The organism is uncultured Acetobacterium sp. (genome assembly GCF_927416815.1).
In the GTDB taxonomy this organism is placed as follows: domain Bacteria; phylum Bacillota; class Clostridia; order Eubacteriales; family Eubacteriaceae; genus Acetobacterium.
Genome location: NZ_CAKMJU010000132.1, coordinates 18,461 through 42,529 on the forward strand (window position 1 = coordinate 18,461; position 24,069 = coordinate 42,529).

Consider the following 24,069-nt stretch of genomic DNA (forward strand, 5'->3'; position numbering starts at 1 on the left):
TGTTGTTTAAATGATGCCTTATTATAGCACAAAAGTTGGTTGCGGGCGAATACTATTCGCCCCTACCGTTCGCCCCTACAAGGTGAGAGGATAATTACATGGGGGACGGTTCTTTTTCTTAAACAAAAAAAGACCCATTATTGGGCCTTTTTTTGCTTATCATTTTTATTTATCGCTTATTTATTATTTAACAGCAATTAAACCAGTTTTGGTTTTTGGCTGTAAGTTGTGTGTAATAAGTGATGTGATTTATGACCATTGGGTTCTCCCAAATATTCATCATAAATGCGGATAACTGCTGGACTTTGGTGTGATTTACGGTATTTTGTGATTTTTGCATCTGACACATAAAGCGCTTTGGCTCTTTCTGCGCGGATATCAATATCCATTTTGTCTTTTGCTGGCACAATCGATTGGCCACCACCGTTAACACAGCCGCCTGGGCATCCCATTAATTCAATGAAATGCGTATCAGCTAATTCGCCAGCTTTTAATTGTTGCATAACTTTTTCAATGTTGCTTCCGCCACTGGCAACGAGTAGTTTAACTGCCAGATCAGGGGTTACATCAACAGTTGCTGTTTTGATTCCTTGTACACCACGAACCATTTCGTAGTCAATTGCCTGAATATCTTTTTTGTTTAAGATATCAGCCAGTGTTCTTACTGCAGCTTCCATTACACCGCCGGTAGCACCGAAAATAACGGCTGCTCCAGTGTATTCGCCATAATAATCGTCAAATTCTTCTTTTGGAAGTTGATCAAACATAATTCTGGCTTCTTTAATCATCCGTGCAAGTTCACGTGTTGTGATTGAAATATCGACATCAGGAATGCCATCGACTTTTAGTTCTTCTCGTTTAAGCTCGTATTTTTTTGCTGTACATGGCATAACTGAAACAACGACCATGTCTTTCGGATCAATGCCGTTTGTTTCGGCATAATGGCTTTTTAGTAATGCACCGGTAATCTGTTGTGGTGATTTACAGGTTGACAAATGTGGTAAAAATTCTGGGTAGTTGGTTTCGATGTATGAAATCCAACCTGGTGAACAAGATGTGATCATTGGCAGAACACCGCCGTTGGTTACACGACCAAGAAGCTCTGTTCCTTCTTCCATAATGGTAACATCGGCACCGAAGCCAGTATCAAATACCTTATCAAATCCAAGTCGTCTCAGGGCTGCTGCCATTTGGTCGGTAACAGGCGTTCCCATTGGGTATCCGAATTCTTCACCAAGTGATGCTCGAACTGCAGGTGCTGTTTCTACGATAACGGTTTTTGTTGGATCTGCAATTGCATCCCAGACTTCCTGAATGCTTGATTTTTCTTTTAATGCGCCAACCGGACAGTTTACGATACATTGTCCGCATCGGATACATCCGACATCTGCTAACGATCTTCCAAAGACAGGCTGAACCTGAGAGGTAAAGCCACGGCCAACACTGCCAAGAACAGCAACGTTTTGTACGTCTCCACAAACAGCAACACACCGTTTACAAAGAATACATTTGCTTTCATCTCTGACAATTGAGTCTGATTTATCATCAACCAGTGTACCTGACACTTCGCCTTCAAAAGGAACTTCAGAAACGCCTAAATCAGTAGCCAGGGTCTGCAGTTCACAGTTTTCGCTACGAATACAGGTGGTACATTCGCGATTATGGTTTGACAGAATCAGCTCAAGATTAACACGTCGTGCTTCTCTTACATTTGGGGTGTTTGTTAAGACCTCAATGCCATTAGCAACTGGGTAAACACAAGCTGCCTGCAGGGCTCTGGCACCGGCAATTTCAACTAAACACATCCGACATGCACCAATTTCGTTAACATCTTTCAGGTAACAAAGGGTGGGGATGTCAATATTGCATTGTCGTGCAGCTTCTAAAATGGTTGTTCCTTCGGGAACAGTCATTTCCTGTCCGTTTATTTTAAAAGTAACTTCTTTCATTATTCTGATAACCTCCTCATCAAGCCTTGGAAATGGAGCCAAATGGACAGGCTTCAATACAGGCATTACATTTAATACATTTTGCTGTATCAATGGTGTATGGTTTTTTCTTTTCGCCAGTGATCGCATCAGCTGGACATTTTTTAGCACAGATGCCACAACCCTTACAGGTTTCGGGATCAATGGTGAAGTCTAATAAATGTTTACATACGCCGGCTGGACATTTTTTATCATTAATATGTGCTTCATATTCATCTCTGAAATAGCGAATCGTTGAAAGAACAGGGTTAGGCGCGGTTTGTCCCAGTCCACAAAGGGCTGAAGCTTTAATGCCTACTGCTAATTCTTCTAATCGTTCGATATCGCCTTTAACGCCTTTTCCATCACAGATACGTTCTAGAATTTCTAACATTCTTTTGGTACCGATACGGCAAGGTGGGCATTTACCACAGGATTCGTCCTGAGTAAAGTCAAGGAAGAAACGGGCAACGTCAACCATACAGTTGTCTTCATCCATGACGATTAGTCCACCAGAACCCATCATTGAGCCGATGGCAATCAGGTTATCATAATCAATTGGTGTATCTAATAAAGAAGCAGGGATACATCCGCCTGAGGGTCCCCCGGTTTGAGCTGCTTTGAAAGCCTTACCGTTAGGAATACCACCACCGATATCATAGACGATTTCTCTCAGGGTTGTGCCCATTGGGATTTCAAGTAGACCGGTGTTATTGATTTTTCCGCCCAGTGCGAAGACCTTTGTTCCTTTAGATTTTTCGGTACCTACTGACGCAAACCATTCTGCGCCTTTTAAGATAATGGCGGGAATATTTGCATAGGTTTCGACGTTATTTAAAACGGTTGGTTTTCCAAATAAACCTTTATTAGCTGGGAATGGCGGACGTGGACGCGGTTCACCACGTTTACCTTCGATCGAGTTCATTAGCGCGGTTTCTTCACCACATACGAATGCGCCGGCACCGAGACGAATTTCAAGGTCAAAGGCGAAATCGGTGTCGAAAATATTTTCGCCCAGTAAGCCATATTCTTTGGCTTGATCAATAGCGATTTGCAGACGGTTTACGGCAATTGGGTACTCAGCTCGAACATATACATAACCTTTAGCAGCGCCAACTGCAAAACCAGCAATCGCCATCGCTTCGATTAAGGCATGGGGATCTCCTTCAAGTACTGAACGATCCATGAATGCACCAGGGTCACCTTCATCGGCATTACAGGCGACGTATTTTACGCCATCTTCTGATACGGCATCATGGGCAAATTGCCATTTAAGACCGGTAGGGAAACCACCGCCCCCACGACCACGAAGACCGGAAGCTTTTACTTCATTGATAACATCGATTGGGGTCATGGTCAATAATACTTTTTCAAGTGCCATGTAACCATCAAATGCGATATATTCGTCAATGTTTTCAGGATCAATAACACCACAGTTTACCAAAGCAATCCGTTTTTGGGTTTTAAAGAAGCCTAAATCATTAATTGACAGTGGGTGATGTCCATCTCCTTTTTCGGTGTAGATCAGACGATCTAGTGGACGACCCTTTACAAGATGTTCTTCTACTAATTCGGTAATATCTGCTGCTTCAACCCGACTGTAGAATGTGCCTTCTGGGTAAACAATAACGACGGGTCCCAGTTCACATAAACCAAAACAACCAGTTGCAATAACTTCTACTTCATCTAGGATATCATGTTTTACTAACTCTTTTTTTAATTCCTTTACTAGTGTCAGGGAACCAGAGGAACAACATCCTGTGCCACCACAAACCAGTATCTGCGAACGTTTATATGCCATTTGCTCTTCTCCTCCTCAATTAACCCTTAACCGTTGGATCGATGAGTTTACCATCAACCACGGTCATGGTATATTCATCTACAATTTTGCCTTGAGCCAAATGTTCAGCTACAACTCGAGCAACCTTTTCGGCATTCATATGCACATAGGTTACTTTTTCATTGTTGCTATCATAAACTTCTACAATTGGTTCTAAGCGACATGATCCGATACATCCGGTTTGAGCAACGGTAACGTCAACCAAGTTCTTTGCTTCAACCTCTTCCATCAGTTTAACCATTACTGGTCGTGCGCCTGCAGCGATACCACAGGTTGCCATTCCGACTACAACGCGGTAGCCATCTTTGCCGTGTCGTAAATTGATTTCGTTTAATTTTTTCTCGCGAATCGCTTTTAGTTCTGCTAAGGACTTTGCCATAATGCTTCCTCCATCATTTCTTGAATTTCTTTTAAACCCTCTGAAACGTATTCCCGGATCCAATTAAGAATGTCCGGTTCGTTTAACGATTCAACTTCCAGAGTCGCTTTAATTTCTTGTGTATTAAAAACAAATAGTTGATTGTTGTAGTCGTGTTCATAAATAAGATCTGCCGCTCCAAAAGACATGACCATCGTGAGAATTGTATCAGCCATATTCCCCAGCGGGACACGATCGATATGATCGCGCTTAAAGCTTGCAACCACCTTTGTGCCAACCCCTTGGGTTGAGCTTATCTCAAAGTATCCGCCGCAAGCTTCAGCAGCTGCTTTGAACAAGGATAAACCCAGGCCAACCTTGCGGGTTGTTCGGGTCGTTACAAATGGATCGGTGATATTCTCAAGCCGGTCGGCCGGTATTCCGCAGCCATTATCCTTAATGATAATGGTGAGTTCATTGTTTGCCGTGGACTCGACAATAAACAGCTCAACAAGCTTTGCCTGAGCTCTGATGGAGTTTTGGGTGATATCTAAGATATGAAGGGACAACTCTTTCATAATAGCTAACTAGTATTTTTCTATGATACCTGCAATATCATCTAAAACTAAACGTCCGTAAACATCTTCATTAACCGTTAAGACTGGTGCTAAACCACATGCTCCAATACATCGCGTTGCATCAACTGACCATTTGCCATCTTCAGTTGTATCGCCAACCTGGGTTCCCAGAATACTGTTAACCTTGTCAATAATTGGTTGAGCCCCACGTACATAACAAGCGGTTCCCAGACAGATTCCAATTTTGAATTTCCCCTTTGGCGTCAGGTTAAATTGAGAATAAAATGTTGCCACACCGTAGACCTCAGTTAAGGGCATCCCTAACTCATCTGCAATGGTTCCCTGTAGTTCAAGTGGTAAATAGCCGTATTTTTCCTGGGTTTCCTGCAGAATCTGCATTAAACAACCTGGTACTTCTCTGTGCTCGGCCACTATTGCCTTTACTACGTCCAAATTTTCAACTGGTATTAATTCAGCCAATTTTCAAACCTCCTAATTAAATCGTGCAAACCTTTACGCATTTGATTGCATGTTTTCTAACGAAGTCATTATAACATATAACCAAAATTTTCGTTATATTTATAACAGATAAATTTTTACTCATTTTAACCTAAATATTAATGAAAACCTTTAACACGAAGGGTTTTTGAAGTAAAATTTATACTCTTTTGTTTTTATTTTTGTAAAGGTGTAATAATTTTGCACAAAAAAAAACGGGAATTTTTAAAATACCCGTTTTTTTCATCAACTAACCCAGATAGTCAATCAGGGTTTGCCGCCGCATATCCGGCAGTTCCAAAAAGTATTGCCGCTCAGCGATGTCTTCCAATTGATGGGCGTCGGAGCCATGGATAAACTGATAGTCCTTAAAGAAGCGAAAATTTGCAAGAACCTTCTCAAAGCTTTGATTCTTTGATACTTCACAGGTTTTGACGTCCAGTTCCAGCGGAATAAAGCCCAGCGAGGCAATAATGCTATAAGACGTGCGGTCGATATGGGCCGGAACCAGAATCCCGCCCAGATCCGTGACGATTTGCCAAAGCTTTTCGACCCCAATGTCGGTGGCTGATATCAGTAGCTTGTCGATTTCACCGATGATCTGATCATGCTCGTCCATAATGATTTGCGGGCCAAATATTTCCTTTTGATTACTGACATCGGGGAGGTGTTGATAAATAATTTCATCGAGTGCCATCGCCGCTTCAAGGGTCGGCAGATAGGCCAGGATATGGGCCTCTTCTTTGGTCGTCACTTCGATTCCCGGGAGGATACAAAGCCCGATTTCGGTTTCTTTTGCCAATTCTTTTGCCACCGCCATGATTGCCGGTAAATTCTTTGCTGAATTATGATCGGTAACCGCAATAAAATCCAGCTCTTTGATGAGTGCCATATTGACGATGTTATTGGGGGTCATCTCCGCTTGACCACAAGGCGATAAGAGCGAGTGAATGTGTAAATCTATGGCTACCTTTTCCATTTAAATGCCGGCGTTTCCTAAGATCTTACAGACTTCGTAGGCGTTAAGACCGGTAATGATAATCGGGATATCTTCGATAATGGCCCGTTCTAAAGTACTTTCTTCGACTTCGGCACCTTCTGGAATAATCACACAGGTCATTTCTAATAGGGTTGCCACCGCAATGATATTAACATGGGTCTGAATCGTGACCCAGGCACATCCCTTGCCGGCATTGGCCATCACCCAGCTGAGTAAATCGCCGACATAACCACTGTCAATAACCCCTTCAATGCCCACCTGGGGATTGAGACACTTGAATTCCTTGTTGTTTAATAAGTCACTTACCTTCATTCGTTTTCTCCTTTTAATTTTATCTCATTAATCGTTTTTGTCACGTGATGGAGGCGACTATCGCTGAGCAGCGATCAAGCCCTCGTCCGAAAAAGCGTTAAGTTGTTTTTTAGTCTTTATTCTTTCTTGATCAGCGGTTTTTCAGTGGGGTGTTCCACCTGCAGTAATTCATTCGTCAAAACAGAGAGATCCCGGACCCGGTCTTTTAAGACAAAGACACAGTCAATTTCTTTGGCTTTTCCAGCCACGATATCTTCGGCCAGCGCCCGGCAACCGGGCGAACCACAGGATCCGCAATCCAGACCGGGTAATTTGGTTTCGAGGATTTCGATCTGCTTCATTTTTTCGATCGCCTTATTGAGATCCTGATCGAGCGGTTCTGGACTACGGGGATTAATCCGCTCTTTAATGTGCATCATTCCAGAATTATAAATGCTTTTGACGTAGTCATCGGACATGTGCACAATCGAGGTCTGTCTCATTTTTTTGGCACGATCCTGGATGTACATTTTGGCGACATAATTATTCTCAACCGTCAGGCAACCACCAACACAGCCGCCGATACAGGCCAGGCCTTCAAAAAATTCGATCGTATCGAGTTTACCACATTCAATTTCTTCTAAGACATTAATCACGTTTTGAATACCATCGACATGGAGGACGTTTTTATTTTTCAAGTAGTCGCTTTCGCCACCGGTCAAAGCCCAGGTGCAGGATTCGGGGGTGGTATTGTGAATCCCTTCCTGGAGCGGACAAGAGCCGATCTGGCTGGCCAGGTCGCTGTAGATATCTTTGATCGCGATGGCACCATCGATCTGATCGTACTTGTCATATTCGCTGGCGGCCGGATTATTGATCATCGTCGCCTTGGCGGCGCAGGGCGTAATAAAAAACATGCCGACATCGGCGTTTTTGTATACCCCTTCTTCTCTGATCCGCTTTCTGATCAGTCGGGCGGTCATCGCCATCGGCGATTTGAGCCGGCAGATATTGTCGGTAAGCTCCGGAAAGCGCACCTGAATCAGCTTGACAACGGCCGGACAGGCTGACGAAATCAGTGGTTTGGGATAGCGTTTGGCATGGTACTCATATTTTAGCGCCTGACCAACGATCTCGGCGCCATAGGCCACCTCGACGACCTCATCAAAGCCCAGCGCCTTAACCGCTGAGAGAATTTGATCGATCGAATACTTGGGTTTAAACTGGCCAATGATGGCTGGTGCCACCAGGGCGACCCGATATTTAAAACTATCTTTTTTTGAAAGCGGATCGGTTTTTGCCAGTTTGGCATGATGGGGACAGATTCGGATACACTCACCGCAATCAATGCATTTAGACTCATTGATAATCGCCTTGCCACCGCGCACCCGGATCGCCCCGGTCGGACAGCTTCTCAGACAGGTGGTGCAGCCGAGACATTTTTCCTCATCAAGGTATACAGAATGAAGTAATTTTTCCATATCTGACCTTCTTCCTGTTTATACTAAAAATTTCATGATAATTTTTGTACCCTCACCAATTTTTGATGAGATCGCAAAATTATCGGCGTTGTTTTTCATATTGGGCAGACCCATTCCCGCACCAAAGCCCATTTGCCGGACTTCATCCCCGGCGGTTGACCAGCCAGCTGTCATCGCGAAATCGATATTGGCAATACCTGGTCCAATATCTTCAATCGTTAACATCAATTCTTCCTCCCCTACTTGCAGGGTTATTTTTCCGCCATCGGAATGGATCGCTAAATTCATTTCACCTTCGTAACCGGCGATCGACACCTTCCTGATCACCTTATTGGAAACCCCCAATTGCTGCAACGTCCGTTTAATCTTTCTTGATGCTTCGCCGGCAGTATCAAAATCGCCCCGGGCTACTTCAAAGACGAGTTCATAACTCATCTGAGATGAGCTCCTTTAAGACCATTTTTATAAAGAATGCCGCAACATTCAAAAAGAATATACTTGGTCGACATAACCAGAAGATTTCGTTCTTTTGCCATTTCGATCATTTCCTGGCTGGGCATTTTATCCCGGACAAAGATAATGCTGTTCATATTGGCCATGTCGGCGGTGTTGAGTACCTGTTTGTTGACCAAGCCGGTGAGCAAAATGGCATCTTCTTTGGCAAAGCACAGCACATCACTCATCAGATCACAGCCAAATCCCGAATGGACTTCTTCTTCCAGATGGCTCTCGCCGGATAAAACAACCGCATCGAGCAGGTCTCTTACTAGACTTAATTTCATCGAAGGTTCTCCTTTTTAGTTATTGTTATTATTGTAAAGGATTTCTTGTGCATTTAGCAAGGTCTTTAGTCTTTTTTATTCCAATAATTGTCAGGCGAGCCAGCAATGCTCGCCCCGACATAATAATCGCGCTGTTATATTTCTGTTTTATCGGGCTGGGCAAAGCCCTCAGCGGCCTTACAAATTTATTTTATGATAGTCTGCGCCCAATGATTTTAACAGCTTTTCTTCATCCTCGTCACAGGTGAAGAGGATAATCTGACGTTTGCTGCTAAGTTCTGCGAGTAATTTAAGGGCCTCGGTTTTGCGCTGTCGGTCATACCTGACAAAGGGTTCATCCAAAATAAAGGGCATCTGATCACCGATTCGCTGGCCGATTCCATAGCGAAAGGCAAAGTGTACCTGATCCATGGTTCCAGCACTTAATTGCTCGGCATCCTTAAAATCCCCGCCCTTGGGATCGACTACCTTGAGCTTCATCGTTTCATCAATTTTTACCCCCTTATAATGCTGGGTGATGGTCTCCAGGATCGCGCCGATATTTTTGTTGAGCTCCGGCACTGATTCCCGGTGGCTATCCTTCTGGATCCGGGCCAGAACCGCTAGCGCTGCGTTACAGGCTTGGATTTCTAAATCAAAGGCCTGGATTTGAGCATCCAGCGATTTAATCGTTTCTTGAATTTCGACTGGTAGGCCAATGCCTTCGGTGAGGGCACTGTTTTCACCTTCCAGCCGGGCAATCTCTTTTCCCAGACTGAGAAGGTCTGCGGATTTTGGCGAGGCTTTCTGCCAGACCGCTTGTCCGGCATCGGTTTTTCCGCCGTTGACGGTTTCCAGCAGATTTTCAAGTAGGCGGAGGTTACCGTTGAAGCGGATCTTAAGTTCTTCCAACTGCTGTCCTTTTTCACAGCGTTCGGCATATTCGGCAATGTCTTTGACCTGATACTGAGCCAGTTTTTTCTCGAGCTCGCGGATAATGCCGCGACGCTGCTCAAAAAGCACCTCATAACCGGCCTGGTGGCGGGAATGCTGAACAATAATCAATTCCCCTTCGTTTTGCAGCTGTTCCAGTTCTTTCTGGTTGCGGACAATTTTTTTATAATAACTATCCAAACTCGGCGCGTCGGTCAATTGATACTTGGCCAATATTTCGTCTTGAATCGGAATCAGCTTTTTCTCTTTTAAGATCTGCCGCTTTTTAAGCGTTGCCGAGACCCCATAACTGAGACCAACAACACCAGCAATGGCCAGTGCGGCTCCCACCGTTAAGGACAGGTTTTCAATCCCCTGACTGGCTCCCATCAGCCCGATATTGGCCATTCCCACCAGCCCCATCCCCAACAAGGTTACCAGGCTGGCGATGATATTGATGAGAATGTTTGATTTTTTATCGACGGCTTCCACTTCTACCTGTTCTTTTTTAAACAGCTCATAATCTTCAGTGATGCCTTCGACGGTATGTGGCCCCAGGGCGCTACGCTTTGTGGCTTCTTTCTGCCTGATCGCCTTAAGATGTTCGGAGGCATCGGTCATTTCCTTTTCGATGTAATTCATCTGATCAGAGAGCCGTTCAGCCTGATTCTTGATCGCTTTTAAGCCCTCTAAAATCTTGTAACTATAGCCCTCATAGACCTGGTCTTCGCGGATTATTTTAGACAGGCGGTTATTTTCTTTTTCCAGTTTGTTTATTTTTTCATAGCTCAAAAGCAGCTCTTTTTTACGCTTAACCACCGATTCCTGGCTAAGGTACTCATTCTCTGCTTCAATGCGTTTCATCAACTTTTGATTCTGGGTGATTTTTTCCTGGTTTTCAGCCACCTTGGCATAGGCTGCCTCAGCTTCTTTTAATAATCCCTGGAGTTCATCGCGTTCTCTGATGGCGGCACCGATTCTTGATTTACTTTGGCCGGAACGGCCGATCTGGTTCTTTTTTTCTTCTAATCGTCGGGCGATGCCCTTAAAATTAATCTCGATCCCACTGGAATTCTGCATCTCGATGTAGGAATCCCGGACTTCGTCCTGGCCGCGGGATTCCTGGTCGTGGAGGTTCTGACGCATGTTAACGGTGTTATTGTAAATCACCGTGGTCATCCCAGTATCCAGCGGCAGATGCTGGCGAATCACGCCATCGTATTTAAATTGATCGTTGATTATTTTTCCGGTACTGTTATCGTAGATAAATAAGGAATCTTTGGCTCTTAAAAAATTCCGCTCCAGCCGGATTTCCTGGCCACTGTCCTGATAAACCAGGGAACCGCTGTAGTCGAATTGATTCCAGGGCATATATTTTTGATATTCATCGCTGTAGGTTTTCTTTTTGCGGTAGGGCTTGTAAAACCCGAAAAACATCCCCTGAATAAAGGTTTGCAGGGTTGTTTTGCCGGCCTCGTTTTTGCCATAAATCAGGTTAAGCCCCGGTTTGAGCTCGATCGTCTGGTCTTTGAATTTTCCAAAGGCTTTAATTGACAGGGTTTTTATTATCACTATAAAACCCCCTCACCAATCATCGCTTCAATGCTGTAGATGATCGCTTTTTTGCGAATTTCTGCTTCTTCTATTTTCTCCAGTTCTGAAAGAATCTGTCCAATCGGATTATCTTTATTCTCACGGATCAGCAATTCCAGATCAATGTCCGGCTCCAGCCTGGTGGTGTCGGTTTCAATATAATAAAAAGCCTCTTCCAGATCATCGTTGATCCAGTCCATTTGAATTTCCGGGTTGATGTAGCCGCTAAAGCGGATCCGGTAGTAATGCTGCTGGCGGTTTGTTTGACTATCGCAGTCAATCGTTTTCTTGATAATATCCTGATAAGAATCTTCCGGTGTAAGCTGGATTTCGATGGTTTGATATGTTCGTGACTCGATCGGCTTGAAGCCACTGCTAGTAATAAAGACCTGATTGACATAATCGGTATCCACCTGGGAGATTAAAAATCCCCGTTCGCCGCTTTCGCCAAAATTAAGCGGGACCGGTGATCCGCAGTAAGCAATCCCGCCGGGAGTCAGCCCCGGCTTGTGAATATGTCCCAGCGCGATGAAATCAAAGCCCTTCTTTTCAACCAATCTTAAATCAATCGGCAGATAAAGGCTTTGACTGGCCACTTCACCGTGGGCCATTAAGATATTATAGCGGGTATCATTGAGCTTAATGCTGTTAAAAGACCGCTCGGGAAAGGCCCGGTACTCGTTTTTAACCCAGGACATGCCATAGATTTCGGTATTGAGTTCTTTTATGTAAACAGACCGAAAGACATCTTCTTTAAAAATGTAGACATTGCTTCCCCACTCGACCTTTTTGTAGGGTGAGCTGTCACCGTGATAATCGTGATTTCCGGTGATGATGACCACCCAGGTTTTATCGAGACTGGCCAATCCTTCGGCAGCTCTTTTGATATCCATGGTCAGGACATTGACGCTGTCAAATAAATCTCCGGCAATCAGCAGTAGTGGCACTTCTTCTTCTTTGACATAGGCAATCATCTCGTCAAAGGCTTTCCATAATTCTTTTCTTTTATTTTTACCGTAATAGTTTCCTTGTTGTAAAAAGGTAAAGGGGCGACCTAAATGAAAATCTCCGGTATGTACAAAGCGTGTCAGCATCCTCTTTGCCTCCTCATCTATAAATTTTTGCTAATTTTGGGCTTTCGTCTCAGTTACCGGCTTATCCCGACAATTGTTAATCTCTTGTGACCTAGGGGTCAGACCCTTTACGCGCTGGTTCGGACAGGTTTATCAACCTGTTCGCCCAGAGGCAAACAAGATGATCTAACAATTGTCGGTAACGCCTTACTTGAGTTCATTTTAATGTTTATCTCTTCGAACTGATTTTTTATTATATCATCTTTTGGTAAATCTTACATTTAATTTTTATTAGAATTAATGATTTCATCTGTTTCAAGGAGTCCATAGAGGGTAGGGGTTAAGGAGAAAGTCTCGATGGCGCTTTTGACTTCGGTCAGTGCCTGAGCCTTTCTTTTTTGTGTGACGCTGGTTTTTTTGGCTCGGATCAGGATGTTTTTGGGGGTGTGAGCCAGGTCCACGAATTCTAGCAGCTGTACCTTGTAGCCGCAGGCTTCGAGGAGATTGCCGCGGATTGCATCGGTAATCAGGGCGGCAGTCCGTTCTTTGATGATGCCATATTTGGTCAGCAGACTCAGCTGATCCGTTTTTATTTGGCCGTTTAGCTCGTGCTGACAGCAGGGTACTGAAAAAATCAGCCCGGCATTCCATTTTATCGCATTGTAGAGGGCATAATCGGTGGCGGTATCACAGGCGTGCAAGGTGATAATCATATCTACCGCAAAGGGGCTTTGATAGGCATCGATATTGCCCAGTTCAAAGGACAGCTGGTCGTAGCCGTATTTCCTGGCGCTGGCATTACAGCGGTCAATCACATCCGACTTTAAATCGAGGCCGACGATTCGTACTTTCAGGTTTTTTATCTCGCTGAGGTAATAATATAAGATAAAGGTCAGATAGGATTTGCCACAGCCAAAGTCGATCACATTGAGCTGCGCCCCGGGATCAAGATTTTTGATTTCATCGTCGATGATTTCGACAAAACGGTTGATCTGCCTAAATTTATCGTACATTGCCTTGACCACCTTGCCTTCTTTGGTAAAGATCCCCATATCGACAAGCGGTGGGATGAGTGTGCCTTCCTTTAGGATATAGTTTTTCTCACGATTATGGGTTAAGACTTTTGCCGGGGCTGCCGTGACGGCTTTTTTAGTTACCGAGGGCTTCCCCTTTTTACTGATTTGAATGATATATTGATACTGTTCATCCCAGCCATTATACTGCAAAAACGCATGCTCCAGGGCTTGACTGAGAAAATCTTTAAACTGTTGCAAGGAAAGATTTTCATTGAATACCTGGGTGGCCGTGAATTTTTCCAGATGATAGACTTCTTTTATTTGATTGATAACTATTTTTTGATAGTCACTTGTTTTTGTCCTTGGTTTGCTGAGGATGATCTTATAAATTTTTGGATTAAAACAGGTCTCAACTGCGGATATTAAATTGTTCATTGATTTACCTCGTGTTTTTGTTGTTGTCAATATCCTATCACGGGTTGGGAAAAATTTATAGCGGGATTTGATTGAATCGCAAAAAAATACCGGAATATCCTTTTGGATATTCCGGTATGTAAGACGGAGGTCATTGAACTAATTGGCTAGCAACAATTGTCACAACCGCTTAACACGGGTCTGACCGACGGTCATTGGTCGGTACGGTAAGGGGTCGACAACCATTGCATACGATACTTGTTATGCACCCATAAACATGGCCATGTCGGCGTCAACGGTGTCGATACCACCGATACCAAAGGTATCGACTAAGACATTGGCAACATTGGCTGATAAGAATGCCGGCAAGCTTGGTCCCAGATGGATGTTTTTTACACCCAGGTGAAGCAGCGCCAATAACACGATGACGGCTTTTTGTTCGTACCAGGCAATATTGTAGGCGATTGGCAGTTCATTGATGTCATTGAGTTCGAAGACTTCTTTTAATTTCAAGGCGATCAGCGCCAATGAATAGGAATCGTTACATTGTCCAGCATCCAGTAGTCTGGGAATTCCGCCGATATCGCCGAGATCTAACTTATTGTAACGGTATTTTGCGCAGCCAGCGGTTAAGATGACCGTATCTTTGGGTAATTTTTCGGCAAATTCGGTATAGTAATCCCGGGATTTCATCCGACCATCGCAACCAGCCATAACAAAGAACTTTTTGATGGCACCGGATTTAACCGCATCGACAACCTTATCGGCCAAAGCAAATACCTGCTCATGGGCAAAGCCGCCGACAATTTTGCCAGTTTCGATTTCGGTTGGCGCTTTTAGCCGTTTGGCCATTTCGATAATTTTTGAAAAGTCTTTTTTGCCACTTTGATCTGCTTCAATATGGGTGCAGCCGGGATGGCCAGATGCCCCAGTGGTGAAGATTCGGCTGCGAACTTGGTCACTTTTGGGTGGTACAATACAGTTGGTGGTAAACAAAATCGGACCGTTAAAGGATTCAAATTCTTCAAGCTGTTTCCACCAGGCATTGCCGTAGTTTCCAACAAAATTATCATATTTCTTAAAGGCCGGGTAATAATGAGCCGGCAGCATTTCACTATGGGTATAAACATCGACACCGGACCCTTTGGTCTGGTCTAATAGCTGTTCCAGATCGGCCAGGTCATGGCCAGAGATTAAAATGGCGGGATTCTTTTTAACGCCAATATTCACTTCAGTGATTTCGGGATTACCATATTTCCCGGTGTTGGCGCCATCTAGCAGCGCCATCGCGGTGACCCCGAACTGGCCGGTTTTTAAGGTTAAGGCGACCAGATCATCGGCAGACAGTTTATCATCGAGTGTTTTAGCCATGGCCTCATAGATAAAGCCATATAAGCTTAAGTCTTCTTTTCCAAGATTGAGGGCATGCTCGGCATAGGCGGCCAGTCCCTTGACCCCGTAGGTAATCAGTTCTCTCAGTGAGCGGATATCTTCATTTGCGGTGGCCAAGACTCCTACATTTGCTGCTTTTGCAATCATTTCCGCTTTTGTGGCTGTTTCAAATCGGGCGGCGTCATGGAGTGCCAAAACATTTATTTTTTTGGTGGTCTGTTCTTTATTCAAACCCAACAGCTTCTTAAAAAAGCCGGGTGAATTTTTTTTATTGGCAGCATCCACCATATCGCTTAACTGATTTCTCAGCATTATCATTTTCTTTATTTCTTTGACAAAGGCATCCGCATCAAAGTTTGCATTGGTGATGGTCATAAACAGGCTTTTTAACACCTCATGGTTGACCTGGCCCAATTCTTTAGCTTCCAGCTCGCCTTTTATAACGATTTCTGAAATCCCTTTAACCGTATAGATCAGCAGATCCTGAAGCTTGGCAACCTCTTCACTTTTTCCACAAACCCCTTTAACACTACATCCGGCTCCTTTTGCCGCTTCCTGACACTGATAACAAAACATACTCATAATATCGTCCTCCTGAAATTTTATTTCATCATAACCGTTAAGTTTTGAAAGTTTATTCGGTATCGCTACCACCTTGTATGTTGTTATTATATCCGGGGACTGTGATGCATGCCGTTGCAAATGCAACGATATCGGTTTTTTATGTGTTTCTATAAAAAAAAACACCTTTCGGTGTTTTCTTTAAACTGTCAAAAAAAGATTGGTAGTACCGACAATTGTTATATCATGTTGTATGCCTCAAGACGAACAGTTGCAAGGAAACGTTCGTTCTTTTTCGAACTGTAAATGCAACTGTACGAATTGCGCGCATACAACAGATTAACAATTGGTCGGTACGGTAGTCTGTCTCCAACCTCAAACACCTTCCGGTGTTTTCTTTATTACTCGCTTTTGTTACCGTCTGTCTGAATATTCTTATTTTTGTAAAAAATACAGCCGGTCTCTTTGTAGGGATTTTTCAGTACATCCATATCCGGACATTTTCCGCTGACATTAAAACCACACTCTAAATAAGAACATGCATTGCTTTTTGTAGATTCCATTAGCTCTGCTCCCCATTCCTTTTGACACATCAGTGTCTGATTATTTTGTTCTACGTTAATACTCATGCTTGCGAATACTCATGCTTGCATTTAATAGCTTAATATTAATTGCGTGTAATTATATCAGTTGCGCCGTGCCAACTCAAGCGCTTACTGCGCCTTAATTATTTCCGATGCTTAATAAAACCATCGGTTAAGTAAACTGGTGCGATTGGGTACTTAGAAAGTTTTAACGCCATCTGCTTTTTCACAGTATTAATTTTAACCCCGTATTATTCACTAAAACATATTAAAATGGGTTACCGGAAAATGATTAGTGAGCTGCGTGTATCCGTTTGAAATAAACTGCTTAATATAGTCAGCATCCACTGCAATGGAAACTCTCGATAAAGCTGTTTTAATCATTTCCTCATGAAGCACCGGAAGGTAATAGTCAACACCGATTTGCTCAAACAATTCAATGAAATCACGGATAAACAGGTCGTTTTTTCTGGTTTTATCGGATGGATAACCGCGACTGATCAGAGCAATATTATTATCAAAGTTCGGTGCCATACTGATAAAATCACCGGTATTGATATCTCTAAGAAAACCGTAATTCTCGGTATGTCGATCCATATTGAAGCAAACCGTATCCAATAGTAAAATATCCAGATACTCCTTAGCCATATGCGGGCTTAATTTCTTGATTTTATTGTAATTAGTGACGTAATCAATATCATCACCAACCAGACTACGTGCTGGCTCATAATTGACCTTTGCCCCATTTGTAAAATCAAGGCTCTTAATACCCTTCTCCCAAAGTTCACAGTGTGCCATATTAAAGTTCAGCAGCCTCCCCAGCTCACAGATAAACTGTTCCGAAAATCTTTCAAAGGTGTTTCCGTTTTTGTAGAGCCACCAGTCACCATTTTCGATTCGCCAGCATTTCTCAAATGAACCAATATTGGTAAGTTCCGGTGTTCGGCTATGCGTCATCCCTTGATTGTTGACACGATTAAAGCTGTCCGGATCGCCATTTAAGGCCAGGTTGTCGAAGTAGTTCTGACTGAAACGAACATCCCCATAGGTTAGTGTCGGTTCGGAATCTTCACATACCCAGTAGGTGTCGGTGATCGTGGAAGCGTTGACATGCATGGCCACTTCTGCGTCCTCCGCAGTTGTAAGCCGCAACAGACGTTTAAGCAATCTTGAATTAACCCGATGCCTGTCAATGGCTCGACTTTCAAGCCACTCGATCAAATCACCGTTCAAATGCAAATAAAGTGGCAGTAAGCTTGGCTTTATGGATATTATCTTATTATTTTCAATCCGGGCGATTTGCGTATCCTGGCTCATTAAATAACCATTTATACTCTTCATACCTTACTCCTGTCCTATTTATTTTATTGGCTTTATATTTTCTATTATTTTATCACTATCTCTGATTTTTATCACTATAAACCTCCCGTTTTATTTTTATTGACAAATAAATTGTTAATTACGCAATTATCAACTTCAAGCACAGATCCATAAAAATAACTTCATTTGAGATCTTTTCTATATTTCAACATAACCAGAAGCTTCTTCCTTTAGCCAATATATTCGCACCAGGTTAAAAAACAACCATTTTTTCATTCAATTCAGGTGCAGTTCTGGAACCACCACAGCGCAACACAGTAAAATATCAATAAAAACAAACATCAATGCGCATTCACTGAAAGTATCTTCCTTATAGATTTGCAGCCACTGATCAGCCCAGGCTTCAAGCGGAGGAAATCGACAAAACAATTTCAAAAATCTCAAAGTTGGCGATCCCGTTGAAATTTGTATTGGCGATGCACGAAGCGATACTATATTAGTTACAACTATGGGTGATGAAGAGCACGGGGACATTAAAAAAAGCCTTGAGGACAAACTATTTGATTTTGACCTTGAAGATGGCGCATACATTACCGGAGAAGTCAAAGAAATACACACCGATGAGAAAGGCTTAAGTAATGCTACTATAAAAATCTACCTGAGCATGTTTGCTTGAGATCCGCTTTCCAAATTATTTAAAGTTTAACAATTCATTCCTATAATTTTAAGATATTTTGGGTATAATCTGTCCATAGAAGCAATATATTACTCTTTCAGTAAAGTGATAAGCTGTAGTATAATGTATGCTAATCATTGCAAGGAGGTGTTTTAAATGTACAGAACTGATTTTTTGTTTGCAAAGCCAAGCTTTTTGAGAGGTTTTGGTCGAGCTATCGACTTAAGATCCACGCGCAATATCTACAACGATAGCACTTCTGGACAAAAAGCTGATTGCAGAGCATTAAAGTCCGATTGGGGCGTGACGGGAAAAGATCTCAGAGAGGCGATTGATCAATACAATGGAAGAATCAAAAGAAAAAAAGACTGATCTAGTTAACCATCAAAACGAAACCGAGACAATCGACTGTATTGATCTTTCTGAATTAGAGACAAAGTCGAAGGAAGAACTGCTTTCGATAATGATGCGGATGGAAATGAGCATGGAGGAGTATTACTCCGGACCATTACCACACCCACGAATTCTTAAAGGCTATGAAGAAATCGTCCCCGGAGCAGCCGAACGAATATTAACAATGGCAGAAAACCAGGCATCGCATCGGCAGGATCTCGAAAAAACAGCGATTCATTCAAATGTCAAAGATAGTCGCCTAGGCGTTATTTTCGCTTTTATTATTGGCATGACAGGAACGCTTGGCGGTATTTATGCAATTGTCCAAGGTGCTGTTGTTGCTGGAACATTTATCACCGGTGCGAGCCTGGCATCCATCGTGACATCATTTATTTACGGCACCCGTTCAGAACGAACAGAAAGAACAGAGAAATCACAGGATACAAAATCTAGTGTTGAATAATTTAAAGCCGGTATTAATACCGGCTTTTCTTTTTTATCTTCTAAATCACCTTACGCGCAACACATTTTCTTAACACTTGTTAATAAATGGTGATTTTCATTAACTTATATTGGTCAATGTTAAAATTTTACTCTCCTTAATCATTTCAACGCTATACATTAAGTAGTATAATCAAATTATTAATGAAAAGAGGAGGTTCTTCATTACAGTGTTTTCTTGTCTGACTTGAAAGCTAAACACCCAGAGATCCCTCAGCTGGCACCGCATGAGCTTAGGCATACCTATGGCACGTTACTCTACAAAACCGGCACCGATGTTTTTACACTCCAAAAATTATTGGGTCACGCTTCCATCGAAACAACGACAAAAATTTACGTTCACGACGACATTAGTGATGTCGAAAAGAACATAAAACGGCCGGAATAAATCGCCACTTTGATCGCCACTTAATGTCTATAACGCACCGTAAATGGCCTGTATTCTAAATTAGGAATAAAAAAAACAGAGTCGATAAACGACTCTGTTATGCGCTATTATTGGTGCTCCCTCAGAGACTCGAACTCTGGACACCCTGATTAAGAGTCAGGTGCTCTAGCCAACTGAGCTAAGGGAGCGATAGTGGTGCCGAAGGCGGGACTCGAACCCGCACGTGATTGCTCACAACGGATTTTGAGTCCGTCACGTCTGCCAATTCCATCACTTCGGCGTAAAATAAAAGTATATTTTGTTGTTTGTAAAGATTTCCGACACATGAGTCATAACTAAGCGATTCACACCAAATCAAAGATTTGGGTTCTCTGCTTATGCCAATTCCATCACTTCGGCGTAAATAAAAGTATATTTTGTTGTTTATAAAGATTTCCGACACTTGAGTCATAACTAAGCGATTCACACCAAATCATTCGGATCGTATTTTTATTAAAAACTCTTTTCATCCTTAGTGGATGAGTTTTTAATAAAAATGCGTTAGCTTTATCACTGTCGTTTCGCTTTCGCTCAACTTCCGACCGATTTCTGCTTAGAAATCGGGATAAAGCGTCATTTGGGTTCTCTGCTTATGCCAATTCCATCACTTCGGCGTAAAATAAAAGTATATTTTGTTGTTTGTAAAGATTTCCGATACATGCGTCATAACTAAGCGATTCACAAGACACTGCTATAAATGATAACACAGCTTAAAAAAAATATCAAATGTTTTTTTTAATTTTGAATTATTTTCTAAAAATGAAAACACGACAAAATTTTACCTTGTTTTTTTGTATTTATGGGGTACTATTAGGTTAATAATGGATTGGTTATAAATCGAGAACCTCCTACCCTTTCCAATAATCTATTTCCAGAAAGCAAGGTGAAGTGATGAGCATGTTTGAAAACCATAAAACAATCGCTTATAAGGAATTCAGAGAATTTGTAAATGAGTCGGTCCTGGAATTAATTAAAAAAACGCGCGATAAAAAATGTAACGGCTGTATTGATTTTGTATTTGATGAAGCAACCTCTATGGGGCATTGCGAGGCACTTGAAACCACCTGGCCGGTTAAAAATCCCGAAGCCGTTCAGCGACTGACCGATTGCTATATTTGTGATCTCAAGGCTATGAAATAATCGCGCAACACCGATCAGATGATCGGTGTTTTTTTGTCCAGGTTTGCCGATCCTTTATTTTGATTAAACCATCATCTCCAGAACAATGATTCAATTTTCATGATCCTTCATTCACTATGCTTCAATCACTACACTTCACTCATTATACTTCAAATAAAAAGCTGCTTTAATTTTCTGACAACAATCTTCAGCCGACCAGTTTTCGGTTGAAATCTTAAAATCACACGCGTCGTAATAATGCTGCCGCTCGGCCAGCATTTGTCTGATTCGCAAGAGTGGATCTTGACATTTAAGTAAGGGCCTGGTGTCATCATCTTTGACCCGTTGATAGATGGTTTCTGGCTGGGCTGACAGACTGACCACAAATGCCTGGTCAGCCAATAATTTACGATTCCTTTTAAAGAGAATCATCCCGCCGCCAGTAGAAATCACTCGATTTTTGATACTCAAGGCCTTTTTTAGCGCCTGATGTTCGGCATCGCGAAAGGCCTCTTCGCCTAACTGGCTAAAAATGTCAGCTACCGACATGCCGATCTCGGCTTCTACCAGCGCATCGGTGTCAATCAATTCAAATTCCAGTTCCTGCGCCAGCAGCGGGCCGATGGTCGATTTTCCGGTTGCCATAAAACCAATCAGGGCAATCGATTGTTTAGCACTTGACATCTTATTTTATTCCTTCTTTCAACAATTTTTGCTCTGAATTTCCCTCTGAATTTTCCTCTGAATTTTCCTCCAATAATTTTTTGCCTGCTGACGGATCGGGAAAAATTCCGGTCCATAATTCAAAGGCCAGCAGACCCTGGTACAAGAGCATATCCAATCCATTCTGGGTTTGGGCACCAATTTCTTTGGCATCTTTTAACAGTTGTGTGACCGGCGGGCTATAGATCATATCATATACCAACAACTCTTTTTTTAGCAATGCTTTAGCTAGCGGCGATTGCAAAGCGCTATCGGCCATCCCGACACTGGTACCGTTAACCACCACCGCGGCGGCATCGACAGCTTTTTTTAGCGCCTCTGGTGCCATTGAAATCGCCTCCGCTTTCCCAGGCCAACTCTTATTAATCAGCTTTACCAGCGCCTCGGCTTTTGCTGCTGTTCGGTTGGCAATGATGACTTTTTTGATCCCCCAATCGGCCAAAGCCATGGCCACCGATTTGACCGCTCCACCACAGCCTAAAATCAGAATCGTCAACCTTTCTTTGGGGATTTCACTAATTTTTTCCTCAATCGATTTAATAAAGCCAAAGCCGTCGGTATTGTAACCGATCATTTGTTTGTCCTGATAAACGACCGTATTCACCGCACCAATTTTCTCAGCGAGCGGATCTAAACGATCCAGATACTCGATAATCTCCATTTTATGGGGTTTGGTGATGTTGAAGCCGCCAAAATTCATCAGTCTGAAGCCATCTAGCAGTTTTTTTAAATCCTCCGATTTGACCGCAATCGGCAGGTATAGGGCATCGACTGCGTTTGCTTTGAATAATCCGTTGTGCAGTTGCGGGGATAAGCTTTGGCCAATGGGGTCGCCGATGACGGCATATATTTTTGTTTCAACTGAAATTCTCATGTGCACTCCTTAAATTTTATCACGATATCTGCATTGTAACATAGCATGGGTAGCTGGTAAATAATCTCAAAGACCCTTCTGATATTTTTTTATAATTATCCATTTAATTGGATAAAGTCTTTGCTCCACATCATTCCTGTGTTATAATTTCAAAGGAAAATGAATAGAATGGAGGAAATTTTTTTGGAAAGTCGAAGAATTATACAAGTGGAGGAGAAGGTGCCATTAAATATGCTCGTGCCGCTAAGCTTGCAGCATATGTTTGCGATGTTTGGCGCATCAGTTTTAGTGCCCTTCCTCTTTGGCATCAACCCGGCCATCGTACTCTTTATGAATGGTGTCGGTACCTTATTATTTATGTTTATTACCAAGGGTAAGGCGCCTGCTTATCTGGGTTCCAGTTTTGCCTTCTTAGCTCCCGCCGGTATTGTTATTGCCACCTGGGGCTATTCTTATGCGCTCGGCGGTTTTGTGGTGGTTGGTTTGTGCGGCTGTATCCTGGCCGGGATCATTTATAAATTTGGGATTGAATGGATCAACGTGGTGCTCCCACCAGCGGCGATGGGTCCGGTGGTCGCGCTAATTGGTCTTGAATTGGCTCATACGGCTGCTAGTACCGCTGGGATTGTCAGCAGCACCACTTATGTCCTGGATACCGCCACTGGCTTATATGAGCAGGTCGTCACCGCGATCGTTCCTGAAAATGTAATTGTTTTTCTGGTCACCCTGGCCTTTGCCGTTTTTGGCTCGGTTATGTTTAGAAAATTTCTGGCGGTGATTCCGATCCTGATCGCGATTGTAGCCGGTTACCTGACCGCCCTGATTACCGGTGTGGTTGGCCCGACTACCTTTGCTGCCGTGGCTGAAGCGCCCTGGTTTTCACTGCCAAACTTCCAATTGCCACAATTTAATTTAGAAGCGATTATTATCATTTTACCGGTTCTTTTGGTTATTGCTTCTGAGCACATTGGTCACCAGATTGTTACGAGCAAGGTGGTCGAACGGGATCTCTTAAAAGACCCCGGTTTGCACCGATCCTTGTTTGCCGATAATTTTTCGACGATGTTGTCTGGTTTAATTGGCTCTGTACCAACCACTACCTATGGTGAAAATATTGGCGTTATGGCCGTTACTAAGGTTTACTCGGTTCAAGTTATTGCCGGGGCTGCGATCATTTCGATTGTTTGTTCCTTTGTCGGTAAATTATCGATGTTGATTTCGACCATTCCTGGCCCAGTCATCGGTGGGATTTCCTTCCTTTTATATGGGATGATCGGCGCTGCCGGTATCCGGATTCTAGTTGATGCCCAGGTTGATTATGGTAAATCCCGCAATCTGGCTCTGACTTCGGTAGTCTTTGTCGTGGGATTATCCGGCATTGCCGTAACCCTTGGCAGTATTCAGCTAAAAGGGATGGTGCTGGCGGCCGTCGTCGGGATGATTCTAAGCCTGATCTTCTTTGTTTTGGACAAACTAAAGCTAACCAACGACCGCGAAGAAGAACATCTTTACGACCAACCTTAGGTCGCTGCTAGTTACTGATTAGGGGCGGGTACTACCCGCCCCTACGAACCTGTTAATTGAAAAACTAACCCAGTACCGACAATTGTTACATCATGTTGTTTGCATCGGGGCGAACAGGTCGTAGACCTGTCCGAGCCCGCAGCAAACAACAGATTAACAATTGATCGGTACG

24 protein-coding genes and 2 tRNA genes are annotated in these 24,069 nt (G+C 43.1%); 6 read left to right on the top strand and 20 right to left on the bottom strand.

Going from position 1 to position 24,069, the window contains the following annotated elements:
- Positions 1-197: 197 nt before the first annotated feature.
- From QZ998_RS15865 to QZ998_RS15940, 16 genes are all read right to left on the bottom strand, one after another.
- On the bottom strand, positions 198-1,949 hold the full coding sequence (locus tag QZ998_RS15865) for an NADH-dependent [FeFe] hydrogenase, group A6 (protein WP_296561808.1): 1,752 nt from the start codon (positions 1,947-1,949) through the stop codon (positions 198-200).
- Between the two features lie 19 nt (positions 1,950-1,968).
- Positions 1,969-3,768: an NADH-quinone oxidoreductase subunit NuoF gene (nuoF, locus tag QZ998_RS15870; RefSeq protein ID WP_296561809.1), complete on the bottom strand. Its 1,800-nt coding sequence runs from the start codon at positions 3,766-3,768 to the stop codon at positions 1,969-1,971.
- Positions 3,769-3,787: 19 nt separating this feature from the next.
- Complete coding sequence (locus QZ998_RS15875) at positions 3,788-4,186, bottom strand: (2Fe-2S) ferredoxin domain-containing protein (protein ID WP_296561810.1); 399 nt, start codon at positions 4,184-4,186, stop codon at positions 3,788-3,790.
- The gene (locus QZ998_RS15880; RefSeq protein ID WP_296561811.1) at positions 4,171-4,743 is read right to left on the bottom strand and encodes an ATP-binding protein; all 573 of its coding nucleotides are present in this window, start codon (positions 4,741-4,743) and stop codon (positions 4,171-4,173) included. Before QZ998_RS15880 ends, QZ998_RS15875 begins: the two co-directional genes overlap by 16 nt.
- A gap of 9 nt (positions 4,744-4,752) precedes the next feature.
- Positions 4,753-5,223, bottom strand: a complete 471-nt coding sequence (locus tag QZ998_RS15885) for an NAD(P)H-dependent oxidoreductase subunit E (protein WP_296561812.1) — start codon at positions 5,221-5,223, stop codon at positions 4,753-4,755.
- Between the two features lie 268 nt (positions 5,224-5,491).
- Positions 5,492-6,220, bottom strand: a complete 729-nt coding sequence (locus tag QZ998_RS15890) for a PHP domain-containing protein (RefSeq protein ID WP_296561813.1) — start codon at positions 6,218-6,220, stop codon at positions 5,492-5,494.
- Positions 6,221-6,553, bottom strand: coding sequence for an AraC family transcriptional regulator (locus QZ998_RS15895; RefSeq protein WP_296561814.1), 333 nt, complete (start codon positions 6,551-6,553; stop codon positions 6,221-6,223).
- Positions 6,554-6,669: 116 nt separating this feature from the next.
- Positions 6,670-8,013: a [Fe-Fe] hydrogenase large subunit C-terminal domain-containing protein gene (locus QZ998_RS15900; RefSeq protein ID WP_296561815.1), complete on the bottom strand. Its 1,344-nt coding sequence runs from the start codon at positions 8,011-8,013 to the stop codon at positions 6,670-6,672.
- A gap of 18 nt (positions 8,014-8,031) precedes the next feature.
- Entirely contained in the window at positions 8,032-8,448 is a 417-nt protein-coding gene (locus tag QZ998_RS15905; protein WP_296561816.1) for an ATP-binding protein, read from the bottom strand.
- Positions 8,445-8,795, bottom strand: coding sequence for a hypothetical protein (locus QZ998_RS15910; protein WP_296561817.1), 351 nt, complete (start codon positions 8,793-8,795; stop codon positions 8,445-8,447). The genes QZ998_RS15905 and QZ998_RS15910 overlap by 4 nt, the downstream gene beginning before the upstream one ends.
- A gap of 177 nt (positions 8,796-8,972) precedes the next feature.
- A complete protein-coding gene (locus tag QZ998_RS15915; protein ID WP_296561818.1) occupies positions 8,973-11,279 on the bottom strand; it encodes an AAA family ATPase in 2,307 nt (768 codons plus the stop codon).
- Positions 11,279-12,394, bottom strand: coding sequence for a DNA repair exonuclease (locus tag QZ998_RS15920; protein ID WP_296561819.1), 1,116 nt, complete (start codon positions 12,392-12,394; stop codon positions 11,279-11,281). The genes QZ998_RS15915 and QZ998_RS15920 overlap by 1 nt, the downstream gene beginning before the upstream one ends.
- Positions 12,395-12,654: 260 nt before the next feature.
- Positions 12,655-13,824: an SAM-dependent methyltransferase gene (locus QZ998_RS15925; RefSeq protein WP_296561820.1), complete on the bottom strand. Its 1,170-nt coding sequence runs from the start codon at positions 13,822-13,824 to the stop codon at positions 12,655-12,657.
- Positions 13,825-14,064: 240 nt separating this feature from the next.
- Positions 14,065-15,777 (bottom strand): hydroxylamine reductase, encoded by a 1,713-nt coding sequence (gene hcp, locus QZ998_RS15930; RefSeq protein ID WP_296561821.1) that lies wholly within the window; start codon positions 15,775-15,777, stop codon positions 14,065-14,067.
- A 380-nt stretch (positions 15,778-16,157) separates the two neighbouring features.
- A complete protein-coding gene (locus QZ998_RS15935; protein ID WP_296561822.1) occupies positions 16,158-16,385 on the bottom strand; it encodes a hypothetical protein in 228 nt (75 codons plus the stop codon).
- A gap of 213 nt (positions 16,386-16,598) precedes the next feature.
- A complete protein-coding gene (locus QZ998_RS15940; RefSeq protein ID WP_296561823.1) occupies positions 16,599-17,681 on the bottom strand; it encodes a hypothetical protein in 1,083 nt (360 codons plus the stop codon).
- A 487-nt stretch (positions 17,682-18,168) separates the two neighbouring features.
- Here QZ998_RS15940 and QZ998_RS15945 point away from each other — a divergent pair, with 487 nt between their 5' ends.
- The 4 genes from QZ998_RS15945 (at position 18,169) to QZ998_RS15960 (ending at position 19,618) form a co-directional block, all read left to right on the top strand.
- The gene (locus QZ998_RS15945) at positions 18,169-18,336 is read left to right on the top strand and encodes a hypothetical protein (protein ID WP_296561824.1); all 168 of its coding nucleotides are present in this window, start codon (positions 18,169-18,171) and stop codon (positions 18,334-18,336) included.
- 156 nt (positions 18,337-18,492) lie between these two features.
- Positions 18,493-18,708, top strand: coding sequence for a hypothetical protein (locus QZ998_RS15950; RefSeq protein WP_296561825.1), 216 nt, complete (start codon positions 18,493-18,495; stop codon positions 18,706-18,708).
- Positions 18,680-19,192, top strand: coding sequence for a DUF2335 domain-containing protein (locus QZ998_RS15955; RefSeq protein WP_296561826.1), 513 nt, complete (start codon positions 18,680-18,682; stop codon positions 19,190-19,192). The genes QZ998_RS15950 and QZ998_RS15955 overlap by 29 nt, the downstream gene beginning before the upstream one ends.
- Positions 19,193-19,417: 225 nt before the next feature.
- On the top strand, positions 19,418-19,618 hold the full coding sequence (locus QZ998_RS15960) for a tyrosine-type recombinase/integrase (protein ID WP_296561827.1): 201 nt from the start codon (positions 19,418-19,420) through the stop codon (positions 19,616-19,618).
- 111 nt (positions 19,619-19,729) lie between these two features.
- On the opposite strand, the gene QZ998_RS15965 is transcribed toward QZ998_RS15960, so the two are convergent.
- Positions 19,730-19,806, bottom strand: a tRNA-Lys gene (locus QZ998_RS15965).
- Positions 19,807-19,811: 5 nt separating this feature from the next.
- Positions 19,812-19,898, bottom strand: a tRNA-Leu gene (locus QZ998_RS15970).
- A gap of 650 nt (positions 19,899-20,548) precedes the next feature.
- On the opposite strand from QZ998_RS15970, the gene QZ998_RS15975 reads away from it, so the two are divergent.
- Complete coding sequence (locus QZ998_RS15975; RefSeq protein ID WP_296561828.1) at positions 20,549-20,797, top strand: hypothetical protein; 249 nt, start codon at positions 20,549-20,551, stop codon at positions 20,795-20,797.
- A 135-nt stretch (positions 20,798-20,932) separates the two neighbouring features.
- Here QZ998_RS15975 and QZ998_RS15980 read toward each other — a convergent pair whose 3' ends face one another.
- On the bottom strand, positions 20,933-21,460 hold the full coding sequence (locus tag QZ998_RS15980; protein ID WP_296561829.1) for a shikimate kinase: 528 nt from the start codon (positions 21,458-21,460) through the stop codon (positions 20,933-20,935).
- 1 nt (position 21,461) lies between these two features.
- Entirely contained in the window at positions 21,462-22,373 is a 912-nt protein-coding gene (locus tag QZ998_RS15985) for a shikimate dehydrogenase (protein WP_296561830.1), read from the bottom strand.
- A gap of 183 nt (positions 22,374-22,556) precedes the next feature.
- On the opposite strand from QZ998_RS15985, the gene uraA reads away from it, so the two are divergent.
- Positions 22,557-23,897 carry a uracil permease gene (uraA, locus tag QZ998_RS15990; protein WP_296561831.1) on the top strand — a complete coding sequence of 447 codons (1,341 nt, stop codon included), beginning with the start codon at positions 22,557-22,559 and terminating at the stop codon, positions 23,895-23,897.
- The last annotated feature ends 172 nt before the right edge of the window (positions 23,898-24,069 follow it).